Annotated in this window: 10 protein-coding genes and 3 pseudogenes; 6 read left to right on the forward strand and 7 right to left on the reverse strand. The window is 69.4% G+C overall.

What is annotated here, in order from left to right; translation table 11 throughout:
• Window positions 1–264, reverse strand: a pseudogene (locus BLW04_RS23220) (IS256 family transposase); the annotation flags it as partial.
• Between the two features lie 17 nt (window positions 265–281).
• On the opposite strand from BLW04_RS23220, the gene BLW04_RS23225 reads away from it, so the two are divergent.
• From BLW04_RS23225 to BLW04_RS23240, 4 genes are all read left to right on the forward strand, one after another.
• The gene (locus tag BLW04_RS23225) at window positions 282–1,001 is read left to right on the forward strand and encodes a GyrI-like domain-containing protein (protein ID WP_256375508.1); all 720 of its coding nucleotides are present in this window, start codon (window positions 282–284) and stop codon (window positions 999–1,001) included.
• Between the two features lie 194 nt (window positions 1,002–1,195).
• Window positions 1,196–2,269, forward strand: coding sequence for a pyridoxal phosphate-dependent aminotransferase (locus tag BLW04_RS23230; RefSeq protein WP_091547848.1), 1,074 nt, complete (start codon window positions 1,196–1,198; stop codon window positions 2,267–2,269).
• 535 nt (window positions 2,270–2,804) lie between these two features.
• Window positions 2,805–3,626 (forward strand): sensor histidine kinase, encoded by an 822-nt coding sequence (locus BLW04_RS23235; RefSeq protein ID WP_175484242.1) that lies wholly within the window; start codon window positions 2,805–2,807, stop codon window positions 3,624–3,626.
• Complete coding sequence (locus BLW04_RS23240) at window positions 3,617–4,264, forward strand: response regulator (RefSeq protein WP_091547850.1); 648 nt, start codon at window positions 3,617–3,619, stop codon at window positions 4,262–4,264. Before BLW04_RS23235 ends, BLW04_RS23240 begins: the two co-directional genes overlap by 10 nt.
• 239 nt (window positions 4,265–4,503) lie before the next feature.
• On the opposite strand, the gene BLW04_RS23245 is transcribed toward BLW04_RS23240, so the two are convergent.
• From BLW04_RS23245 to BLW04_RS23260, 4 genes are all read right to left on the reverse strand, one after another.
• Complete coding sequence (locus tag BLW04_RS23245; protein WP_371327817.1) at window positions 4,504–5,232, reverse strand: SDR family NAD(P)-dependent oxidoreductase; 729 nt, start codon at window positions 5,230–5,232, stop codon at window positions 4,504–4,506.
• Between the two features lie 112 nt (window positions 5,233–5,344).
• Window positions 5,345–5,791, reverse strand: coding sequence for a DinB family protein (locus BLW04_RS23250; RefSeq protein WP_217631228.1), 447 nt, complete (start codon window positions 5,789–5,791; stop codon window positions 5,345–5,347).
• 94 nt (window positions 5,792–5,885) lie between these two features.
• On the reverse strand, window positions 5,886–7,124 hold the full coding sequence (locus tag BLW04_RS23255) for a flavin monoamine oxidase family protein (RefSeq protein WP_091547852.1): 1,239 nt from the start codon (window positions 7,122–7,124) through the stop codon (window positions 5,886–5,888).
• Window positions 7,117–8,142, reverse strand: a complete 1,026-nt coding sequence (locus BLW04_RS23260; protein ID WP_091547853.1) for an alcohol dehydrogenase catalytic domain-containing protein — start codon at window positions 8,140–8,142, stop codon at window positions 7,117–7,119. The genes BLW04_RS23255 and BLW04_RS23260 overlap by 8 nt, the downstream gene beginning before the upstream one ends.
• A gap of 448 nt (window positions 8,143–8,590) precedes the next feature.
• Between BLW04_RS23260 and BLW04_RS29860 the strand changes: the two are divergent.
• Both BLW04_RS29860 and BLW04_RS23265 read left to right on the forward strand, forming a co-directional pair.
• Window positions 8,591–8,737 (forward strand): annotated as a pseudogene (locus BLW04_RS29860) (LysR family transcriptional regulator); the annotation flags it as partial.
• Between the two features lie 39 nt (window positions 8,738–8,776).
• Window positions 8,777–9,589: a LysR substrate-binding domain-containing protein gene (locus BLW04_RS23265; protein ID WP_217631229.1), complete on the forward strand. Its 813-nt coding sequence runs from the start codon at window positions 8,777–8,779 to the stop codon at window positions 9,587–9,589.
• A gap of 276 nt (window positions 9,590–9,865) precedes the next feature.
• Here BLW04_RS23265 and BLW04_RS23270 read toward each other — a convergent pair whose 3' ends face one another.
• Window positions 9,866–10,375 (reverse strand): transposase, encoded by a 510-nt coding sequence (locus BLW04_RS23270; RefSeq protein WP_091547854.1) that lies wholly within the window; start codon window positions 10,373–10,375, stop codon window positions 9,866–9,868.
• Window positions 10,376–10,654: 279 nt separating this feature from the next.
• Window positions 10,655–10,980 (reverse strand): annotated as a pseudogene (locus BLW04_RS23280) (hypothetical protein); the annotation flags it as partial.

Raw genomic sequence — 10,980 nt, forward strand, 5'->3', positions numbered from 1 at the left:
CCCCAGGGCCACCGACCCCCGCTCGTGTCCGTGGCGGACCGCGACCCGCTCGGGGTTGTGCTTGCCCTTCAGGCCAGCCAACGCAGACACGTCGGCCTCCATCAGCGCGTTCATCACCTGCATCCCGGCGCCAACCGCCAGGGCCAGCAGCCCCTCCTGCATCGATTCGGCGATCTCAGCCATCGCCACGCTCACCCGCTCGGGCACGGCCACCCCGGGCGCGTCCGGTGTGTCGGTCTCGGTCTTCTGGTAGGTCTTGCTCACGGCGGTCCCCTGTTCGGATGGAGTCTTGGCGGACGCCCAACACCTACCTCACGGCCGGTGCAGGCGGGGGACCGCCACCTCAACTTCCACGAGACCCGGGACAACCTCGGGGACTCGTTGCAGACCTACGACATCAAGAAGGAACGCACAGATCTCTATGCCCGAAGCCGGGCGTCTTCGAGATCGTCGACGTGCCCGAGATGGTGTTCCTCATGGTCGACGGGCACGGCGATCCGAACACCTCAGTGGCCCGTCGCGAGGCAGTCGAGGCGCTCTACGCGGCCTCCTATGCAGTCCCAGCCGTGGGAAAGAAGACGCTGGGAAGGGTGCACACGGTGGCGCCCCTCGAAGGACTGTGGTCAGCAGAGGACCTGGACGTCTTCCGCACCCGCGACGAGAGCGCGTGGGACTGGACCCTGATGATCGCCCAACCCGACTGGACCACTCTCGCGATCGTGGATGACGCACTGGCCGTCGCGCAGAAGAAGAAGCAGTTGCCCGCACTCGGTCTCGTTCGCTTCGAGCGCTACACGGAAGGCCGCAGCGCGCAGATCCTGCACATCGGCTCCTATGACGATGAAGGCCCACCGCTCCAACGCCTACATGGTGAGTTCCTCCCCGTCGACGGACTCGCACCGGTGGGGCGCCACCACGAGATCTACCTCTCGGATGCCCGCAAGACCGAACCCGCCAAGCTGAGGACCATCCTGCGTCAACCCGTCACGGCAGTCACATGACCGACCGCCGGGCGTTCTCCGTTGCAGCCGGGCAATGGCGCGGATCGGAGAAGACTCTTTCCCTGTCCGTTGACTGCCCGGGCGGAGGTAGATCCTCCCCGAGGACGTTTCCATAGGTGAGCACCGGCTCGATGCACAGGTCGTGCGCACCTGCCGAGCAGGATGGGTGCATGGCGTCCTTCGCAACGAGCCCAATGAGCACCCTGGTGGACGTCCCCGTCCGCTACGACCTGGCCGAGAGCACATGCCCAGCACTGCGCATCGGAGATCTGGTCGAGCCGGACGCACTGGTGGATCTGCCGCTCGGGTACGGCAGGTCCTCCGGCGACGCAGAGTTGCGGGCGCTGATCGGTGCCGGAACCGATGTGGACGCCGGGCAGGTGCTGGTGACGGTCGGGGCCATCGAGGGGATGTTCCTGCTCGCTCAGGACCGGTGCCGGCCCGGCGACGCCGTGGTACTGGCGAGCCCGTGTTTTCCACCGGCCCGGAGCATCCCCGCGGGACTCGGGGCGCGCATCGACGTCGTGGCGCTGCGTTTCGATGATGGTTACCGGCTCCCTCTCGACACGGTCGCAGACGCCCTCACACCGCAGACCCGACTCGTGTCGGTCGCCTCGCCTCAGAACCCGTCCGGAGTTCGGCTGACCGAGGAGGAGCTCCGCGGCCTGCTCGCCGCCGTCGACGAGCGTGCACCGGAAGCCGTCGTACTGGTCGACGAGACCTACCGTGAGTCGACCTACGGTGACGCGCCGGTGCCGGCTTCGGCGGCCGCCATGTCGCCCCGCGTGGTGACGTGCGGGTCGTTGTCCAAGGCGCACGGCGCGCCCGGCCTGCGGCTGGGCTGGCTGACGACGACTGACGCCGACCTGTACGAGCGGGTGCGTAACGCCAAGTTCCTCACCACGATCGCCTGCTCGGCACCCGATGAGTTCCTCGCCGTACAGCTGCTGCGCCGACGCAGCGAGGTGCTCGCTCCACGGGCGGCACTGCTGCAGCGTGCACTTGCCGAGCTGGAGCAGTGGGTGCGCGATCAGCCCCTGGAGTTCGTTCGCCCTGACGGGGGAGCGCTGTGCTGCCTCCGACTTCCTCGCGACCGAGTGCCCGACGGCGCCGTGCCTGGCTTCTACGCCCGGCTCGCTGCGAACGACACTCGAGTCGCCCCCGGCTCCTGGTTCGGCGAGGAGGACCGGGTGTTCCGCCTGGGATTCGGCCACCTGCCACGACCCGACTTCACCGAGGCCCTCGCCCGGCTCGCCGACGCGCTGTAGCCCTTCCGCTGGACGGAGCTGCTGCTGAGGGCTCGTTCACTGGACGAACCGACTGCTGGGCGTCGCGCGCTGCCACGGATCCTGTGTCAGTCGGCTGCCGTCCGCGCGCACCGGCATGGCGGCGCTGTGGGTCCTCAACAAGTCCAACCGACGCCGACGGCACCCGCCGACGTCGGCGTATCGCGGGCAGGGAGATGGCGCGCGAGATGGCGGCCGATCGTCACCAACACGCTGCGACGGAGTTCTACGCGCGCGCCAACCGCCGCGGCTGGTGACCGGCAGACCAGCCAGCTGGTCCGCGGGACCATGCAACCGCCGCGAGGGTCGCTCAGCTGGCGGCTGCGCCCACCGGCGTCGAACAGCTCGTCTAGGTGCGGTTGCGTCCGAGTGAGGCGGTACCGGCCTTGAACGCGTACAGGGCGCTCCAGCTCGACAGTATCGCCGCGACCGTGCGCAACGCCCTGGGTGCCAAGGAGGTCGTGGTCTGGGTGGCGACGAGGACCCCCTGATCCCGGCGGCCGATTGGCCCAGGCCCGTGGATCTAGGACCGACCACCCTCGCGGGGCTCGGCGGCTCGCGGTGGCACGTCCGCCCCCTGCGGCACCACGGTGCGGTCCGCGGCGCCCTCACGCTCCGGAAGCCGGCGGGAGAACCGCTCAAGGCCGACGAGGAGCGACTGCTGGGCGACCTGGTCGCCCAGACGGGCCTGGTTATCGCGCACGAGGCTCAGCGGGCGGAGCTGCAGTCGGCGGCCCGGCGGATCGTGACCGCCCAGGACGCTGCGCGGCGGCGGGTCGAGCGCGACCTCCACGACGGCGCCCAGCAGCGGTTGGTGACCCTGGGCCTCGAGTTGGGGATGCTTGCGCAGCACGCTGAGGCGGCCGGCGACGCGGAACTGGCCAGCCGTGTGAAGGGCGCTCGCAGCCAGTTGCTCGAGGCCACGTCCGAGCTGCGCGAGCTGGCCCGCGGCCTGCACCCCTCGGTGCTCAGTCAGGCAGGCCTCCCCGAGGCCCTCGGAACCCTCGCGGACAGGTCCCCAGTACCGGTCCGACTCGACGTCGACCTCAATTGCCGGCCGCCCGCGGAGGTGGAGGCGACGGCGTACTTCCTGGTGAGCGAAGCGCTGACCAACGCGACACGCCACGCCGGGGCGAGCCTGGTGACCGTCGCGCTCGCGCATGTGGAGTCCGGCCTCCGGGTCGAGGTGAGCGATGACGGCAAGGGTGGCGCCCGACTCGGTGACGGAAGCGGCCTGCAGGGACTTGCCGACCGGCTGTCCGCGCTCGGCGCGAGCCTCGAGCTGGACAGCCCACGCGGTGGCGGGACCAGGCTGAGGACGGTGGTCCCGTGCGCGTGACCCTCGCCGACGACGGCGTCCTCTTCCGGGAGGGAATGGCGCGGATCCTGGCCGAGATAGGGTTCACGATCGTCGACCACGTGCGGGACGGCGCGTCGCTGGTGGAGTGCGTGCGAGCGGACCCACCCGACGTTGTGATCACCGACCTGCGGATGCCACCCGGGTTCGCCGACGAGGGCATCGAGGCCGCGTCCGCGATCCGGTCCTTCGCGCCGGAGGTGGGGCTGATGCTGCTCTCGCAGTACGTCGAGGTGCACCATGCGCTGCGCCTGATGAATGAGTTCGCCGGCGGGGTCGGCTATCTGCTCAAGGACCGCGTCTCCGACCTCGGCGCGTTCGCGACCGACGTACGACGGGTCGGGGCGGGCGACGTGGTCATCGACACCGAGCTCGCCGCGCGCCTCATCGGCCGGCCGCGTCGGCACGACCCGCTGGCGCGGCTCTCCGAGCGCGAGCGCGAGGTGCTCGGCCTGATGGCCAGCGGCCTGTCCAACGCCGCGCTGTCCGAGGAGCTGCATGTCAGCCCGAAGACGGTCGAGGGCTACGTGAGCAGCATCTTCATCAAGCTCGACCTCACCCCCGGCGAGCGCGAGAACCGGAGGGTCATCGCGGTGCTGAGGTTCCTACGGGAGCAGTGAGGGCGCTACGTCGCTGTAGCGGAGCTTGCGACAACGGTCCCGGGCGGAGGCGACGCACCGGCAGCATTTCTCGGGAGGCTGTCGGCTGGCTGTGAGTAGCACCTCCGATGCGCCCCAGATGGCGCGGAAGGCGGCCAGCACGGGTGGTGAGTCACGGCTGGCTCCTGTGCTCGCGACACCCCGGCCGGCCCTGTTGGCCGTCTGCGAGGCGTCGTGGGTGGTGGTTGGGGGAGGGGCGGTCAGTTGCGGCCGGCCATGACGCCGCCGTCCACGTTCCAGACGGCGCCGGTGACCCAGGCGGCGGCGTCGGAGAGAAGGAAGGCGACAGTCTCAGCGACGTCCTCGGCCGTGCCGGTGCGACCGATGGGGTGGAAGTCGTTGAACGAGTCGAGGGTGGAGTCCATCTGGTCCTTCGGCACGAACTCCTCGTAGATGGGAGTGCGCACGACCGCTGGGGCGACGGCGTTGACGCGGATCCGGTTGCCCGCGAGCTCCATGGCCAGGTGCTGGGTGAGGGAGTGGAGTCCGGCCTTGGCCATGGAGTACGCCGAGGACGGGGTGGCGGCGATGGCCTGGTGGGCCCACATCGATCCGATGTTGACGATCGCTCCGGGACGCTGCCGGTCGACGAGATTGGTGGCGACGGTCTGGGTCACGAAGAAGAAGGCGCGGTTGAGTGCCTCGTAGCGGGCGTAGTCGTTGCGGTCGTGTTCGAGGAACGGCTTGGGGGCGAAGACGCCGGCGGCGTTGACGAGCAGGTCGACGTCGGGGTGGGTACCGGTGAGTTCGCGTCGGAACTGCTCGACGGCGGCATCCTCGGCGAGGTCGACCGCGATGCCGGCGAGGCGGCCGTCGGTGCCCGGCCCACCCAGCTCGGTGAGGGCGGCGTCGACGCTGTCCTGGGTGCGGCCGGAGATGAGGACGCTGCCGCCGCCACGCAGGACCTGCGCGGCGATGGCCTTGCCCATGCCACTGGTGCCGCCGATGACGAGAAGCTTGCGGCCGGTGAAGTCGTTCACGTCTGTGTTTCCTTCGATGTCATGGTGCGAGGTACCGAGCCCTCGGGAGAGGGCCGGATGGTCAGGTGAGAGGGTTCAGGACAAGGTAGCCGTCGATGCGGCACACGGCGTCGGTGCCGGGGACATCCGGAATCTGGTGGCCGAGATCGCGGGAGCGGACCTCGGCGATCCACTGGTCGTGCTGGTACTCGTGGTTGATCAGGGCGGTCAGCAGGTGGCCGCCGATGATCGTCATCTGGTCCGGGGAGTTGACGCGCCCGCCGGCGATGTCCCCACGGCGGGCGTGGACCCGCTCGGCGACGGTCTCGCGGAAAAGTGTCAGTCGTTCGATGGTCGGGAGGGCACCGCGGAACTTCTCCGGCTGGGCGGAGTCCATGAGGCCGTCGAGCTCGGGGTCGGGGCTGGGCTCGGCGGCTGTCAGGTTGCGGACCATGAAGTGCGCTACGTGTGCCTGGTGGCCCAGGTGCCAACCGATGGCGCTCGAGTTCTCGTCGGGTCGCCAAACCACCACCTCAGGGTCAGGTCGCGGCACAGGGCCTCGGTGTAGGCGCGAGCACGGTCGTACTCGTGCAGGAGCTCGCCGATCGTCTTCATCGGGCCGGTCATGAGGCCACCTTTCGCTGGTCGGGCCGGGGTTGGTCCGACCGCGTGGTGTCAGGCTCGTGCTTGTGGGGGTGGTGCAGGTCCAGGTCCGTCTGAATCGCTGCGCCGGTTCGTTCGGCGGCTTCCAGAGCGCCTTCGACGTGGCCCGCGTAGGCGGTGGCGGTCTCGGTCGAGGCCCAGTGGAGTCGGCCGTTCAGGTCCGGTCGCTGGTAGTGGGGGTGGCCGAAGAGGCTGTAGTCGGCTGCGGCTGGGCTGCTCGCGCCGGGGTCAGCGAGTTGGCTGGGTGCGGGGTTTGTCCACTTCTCGGTGCTCCAGTTCTGGATGGTGAGCTGGCGAGGTTCGGCGGCTCGGGGGCCGAACATGCGGGTCAGTTGGTCGCGGACCTGTCGGTCGGCGTCCGCGCCGATGAGCGCGGCGGGGGCGAAACCGAACAGCGCGGCCGGTTGCCCGTGGGGTCCGGACATGTCGTGCATCTCCTGCAGAGGCCCGAGCCGGCTGGCGGCGGCCCCGGCGAGCCCGTCACGCCGCCAGAACGGTTCGTCGTAGACGGCGACGACCTTGACGGACTGTCCCATCCACACCGGTGTCGCCGCAGCCAGCCGGGTGACCTCGGCGGGGAGCTGGGCGGGGAGGCGGATGGTGTCGACCGCGACTGCGGGCGGGAGGGCGAGGACGACGTGGCGTGCCCGCCAGGTGCGACCGCATGCGGTCACTTCCAAGCCGTGCTGCCGCGTCCCACCCGCGGCGGAAGTACCGCTGGTGCCGTTCGCTTCGGCGAGGGCGATGCATTCGACAGGGTGGTCGAGTTGAACGGCGCCCGCGGGCAGGGCCGCGGCCAGGGCGTCGGTCAGGGTGCTGGCGCCGCCGGTGTAGCGATGCGCCGGTGAGTCGATCACGTTGCCGGCGTAGCGCTGGACCCCGCGCAGGTCTTCCACGATCGTGTCGCCGGCCAGGTGCTGGGGGAACGTCGCCAGGTTGAGTCGCCTGGTCAGGGCAAGGACGCGGTGCTCACCGTCCCAGAACCACGTCGCTCCCAGGTCCAGCCCCGCCGAACCTGTTGACGTGCTGAATAGCCGACCGCCGGTGCGCGATCGGGCCTCCAGGACGGTGACGGTGGCGCCCGTGCGCGTCAGTGCGTCGGCGGTCGCGAGACCGCTGATGCCGGCGCCCACGACAACGACGTCGACTGCCGCACGTGTGGTGAGGAACTCGGACGGGGCGTGCGTGCTGTCAGCCACCGGTGGTGAGCACAATCCGGAACCGAGCCTTGCCTGCCTGCTGGTCGGCCAAGGCCTCGGCCGCCTGCGTCAAGGGCTTGACCTCGGTGATCGGGCGAACGCCGTTGGTGACCGCGAACTGCATGGCCGCCTCGGTCTCGACGGGGCTGCCGGTGAGGTGACCGGTGATCGTGCGTGCGTGAGCCACGATCTCGCCCAGGTCCACAGTCATCGGGGCGGCATCGAAGCCGATGACGGTGAGCTGGCCGTGGGGAGCCAGCCCGTCGACGAGGTCCTCGAGGACTGCGCTGGACGAGGCGGTGGAGATGATCAGTTGGGCACCGCCCATCTCACGCAGGACCTGGCCTGGGGAGCGCTGCTCGGAGTCGACATAGGTGCTCGCCCCGAGCTGGAGGGCGGTGTCCCGCTTGTCCTCGCCGCGGCCGATCGCGACCACCTCGTAGCCCATCTTGGCGGCGAACTGGACGGCCAGGTGGCCGAGCCCGCCGATCCCGAGCACGGCGACGCGCCCGCCGGCCGGCGCCGTGGTGAGCCGTACGGCGTTGAAGGTGGTCACCCCCGCGCAACCGAACGGTGCGGCCTCGGCGAAGCCCAGGTCGTCGGGGATGCGGGCCAAGGCGATGGCCGGCACGGTGACCGTGGTGGCCCACCCGCCTGGGTAGGAGAGTCCGGGTACCTGCCGGGTGCGGCAGTGCACGACGTCACCGGAGCGGCAGGCAGTGCAGTGACCGCAGGAGCCCCCGAACCAGCCGACCGCGACCCGGTCTCCGACGCGCCACCCCTCGACGTGCTCGCCGATCTCGGCGATCGTCCCGGCGATCTCGTGCCCCGGCACGATCGGAAATCCCGCACCCGGCTCGGTGTCGCGGACGGTGCCGCTGTCGGCGCCGCAGATCCCGGTCGCAGCGATGTCGATCCGGACCTGCCCTGCTGCCGGAGCAACGGCGTCGGTCGGCTGGACCTGGAGCTTCTGTCCGGGCCCGGCGACCTGGGCCGCGTAGTGGTCACGATGGGACATGGGTGGTCTCGTTCCTCTCCTGCGGCCGTCTCGTTCGGAGCGGGGGCGATTGCCGCCGTGGCCACGAACTGGAACGCTAGGTGCGACGGACATCGCTCAGTAGTGGAGCAACTCGAATGCCGTCATAACCATCCGCTATGAGGTTCGGACTGGGTTCGGTGGCGCCGTCGGCGGGGTCCCTGCCCGCTGCACGTCATCGGGGTACGCATCAAGTTCGAGGCGCTCCTGCAGGGCGATCGCTCGGCTGCCGTCCAGGGCGACGTTGCGGAAGAAGGGCAGCGGCCGCCCGCCCTGACGTCCGGCACGACGGCCCGGACCAGTGTCGCGGCATGGACGTGCACCCGATCAACCCGACCGCATGGCCCTCATCGAGCTCACCTAGGGCAGGTGCTGGTTCGGCAGCATGGGCTGCGGTGCGTGACCCGCGACCGAGGGTCTTCGTTATGCCCGTGCGGTCGGGGAGATCGGCTCGTTATGCGCCGCTGCCCGAGCCCAGGGGGTTTCCCAGCCGGCACTCTCGAACGGCATCGCCAAGCTGGAGGAGCGACTCGGCGACCGGCTCTGCGAGCGCTCCACGCGAGGCGTGATACCTACCCGGTTCGGTGAGCAGATCCTCCCGCTCATCGACAGGGCGTTGGCGTCGGTCGACGCGGTCACCGCCGAGGCCGCGCGCTGGAATGCGTCGGGCGACGAAGTCATCCGCATGGGTGTCTCCCCCCTGATCGACTCCAAGCTCGTCGCCGCGACCTACGACGCGGTGTGCTGCCTGTCCGCGCTGTCGGGACCTCGCCAGCTCGTGCTTCGCGAAGCCAACATGGGTAACCTGCGCGACGCCCTCGTGGCCGGCAACCTCGACCTCATTCTCATCCCTTCGGTCGGGCCCCTGCCCAGGTTCGAGCACCGGATCTTCGCCTCCGAACCGATGGTGGTGGTCGAGTCCCGGACCACCGAGACAGAGCCGCTCCAGCTGGAGGGAATGCACGACAAGGAGCTCATCTTGATGTCGGACACGTGCGGCCTCACCACGTTCGATCAAGACCTGATGCTGACTCACGATCTGAAGGTTCGGCCCTACCCCGGGGAGGTCTCCAGCTACCGGGTCCTCGAGGAATGGGCGGACCTCGGCCTGGGATCAGCCCTGGTGCCGCTGTCGAAGCTGACCTCGGTCGACACACCACCGGCCGCTGCGCGTGGACAGTCACGAGGTCGAGATCTTCTACGAGGCCGTGTGGGACCCCAACTCGCCGCTCGCAAGCGATCTGGAAATCCTCGCGAGCCGCCTGGCGGTGAACAGGTAGCGATTGACTGCCGCCGGCCGACCGGTGTCGCCGCCTCTGGACGGCCTGACTCTCCGGCCTCAAGGCAGCACTCGTGCTTGCCGGTGCTGATGCGGCGGGCGATCTGGCCGGGATGCTTGGGGAAGCCAGCCACGGCCCCAGCGACCTGAGTGCTGGCTCACACTGTTGCCCGAATGAAGGCCGGCCCTGGCTCGACGCACTCCTGCAGGGCTTTCCACGAATCGCGATCTGCTGGGACAGCTTCTTGCCAAGCACCTGCCGCCCGTCGAGTACGAGCGACAAGGCGTATGGGCGACGCGGCGCCGTCCACCGGCTGACTTCGTCCCCGAGGCCCCTTCGCTGGAAGCAACGGCGCCGCCCTCACCATGGGCGATGGGAGAATCGCGGGTGCTAAGGGCGCCGTCGATTAGGGCGCGTCTCTGAAGTCAGGCCAGCCAGAGCAAGATCGCCGCGAGGACTGCGCCGCCCCGATAGACGAGGGCGTGTTTGTCGTAACGGGTGGCTAGGCTGCGCCAGTTCTTGAAGTGGTTGAGGGCCCGCTCGACGACGTTGCGGTTCTTGTAGTCACCAGCGTCGAAGTCGACGGGGCGGCCGCCGCGGGATCCTCTGTTCTGGCGGTGCCGGATCTGGTCGGAGGGCTCGGGGATGACTGCGGTGATCCTTCTGACCGTGCTGCGGGACGGCGTGGAAAGGGACGAGCTCAAGACATATCCGATGCTGACGGCGAATCCGTGGTGGTCCCTGCGGCTGGAAGGCTGGCGGTCGGCCGGTTCCGCGAAAACCAGGGCTGGCTCGACGTCGGTAAAATCGGCAGGACGGGCAAGACAGGGAAGGCGCGCCGTGTCTGGATCGATGCTGTCGGAGCGTCGGCTCGGACTGCACTGGAATGCCGTCCCTTGGTATGTCGGTGACGGCAAGAGGAACGCTTCGGTCACGCAGGCCCAGGTCGAGCAAGGGCGTGCTTACCTGCTGCAGCTTGTCGACCTCGCGCAAGACATCAGAGTCATCGTGGCACTCGGAAAACGTGCCCAGGCTTCGGTCGCCGGCGCGGCTACGGCCTTGGTCGGCCGAGGAGTCCAGGTGCTCCAGGCCCCGCACCCGGGTCCGATTCCAGCGGGTGTCACGAAGGGGCGATCCCTACAGGAGGTCAACGCCTGCGTCACCCGGGCGCTCGAGATCGCAGGGGCTGAAGGTAGCCACCGGACGTGCCGACGCTAGTGGTCCCCGCCGTTGGAACGTCGGGGGTCCGCCGTCCAGGCGGTTGGGTTGTTGAGGTAGAGGCCACAGGCGCAGTCGAGCGCCTCTTCGGCGGTGCCGGTGGGTGAGCCGCTGGGCAGGACGTTGTCTTCGTAGTCGTCGTGGCTGGCCCGGTAGATCGCGAAGCCCCAGACCGTAGCCGAGCCGACAGAGCGCAGTCGGCACAGCGGCAGGACCTCGCCGTCGGGCAGGACGAGGTTGTCCCGGGTCTCGTGGAAGTTGAGGTGGCGGTCCCCCGCCTGCACCGGCCGTGAGGTAGGTGTTGGGCGTCCGCCAAGACACC

Source organism: Modestobacter sp. DSM 44400 (assembly GCF_900107175.1).
Taxonomy (GTDB): Bacteria; Actinomycetota; Actinomycetes; order Mycobacteriales; family Geodermatophilaceae; genus Modestobacter.

What these genes read in the sequence shown, in the direction of transcription:
- BLW04_RS23245 (WP_371327817.1), bottom strand. Translation starts at nt 5,232, where the DNA reads ATGGGCAAGGCCATCGCCGCGCAGGTCCTGCGTGGCGGCGGCAGCGTC.
- BLW04_RS23225 (WP_256375508.1), top strand. Translation starts at nt 282, where the DNA reads ATGGAGTCTTGGCGGACGCCCAACACCTACCTCACGGCCGGTGCAGGC.
- BLW04_RS23230 (WP_091547848.1), top strand. Translation starts at nt 1,196, where the DNA reads ATGAGCACCCTGGTGGACGTCCCCGTCCGCTACGACCTGGCCGAGAGC.
- BLW04_RS23260 (WP_091547853.1), bottom strand. Translation starts at nt 8,142, where the DNA reads ATGTCCCATCGTGACCACTACGCGGCCCAGGTCGCCGGGCCCGGACAG.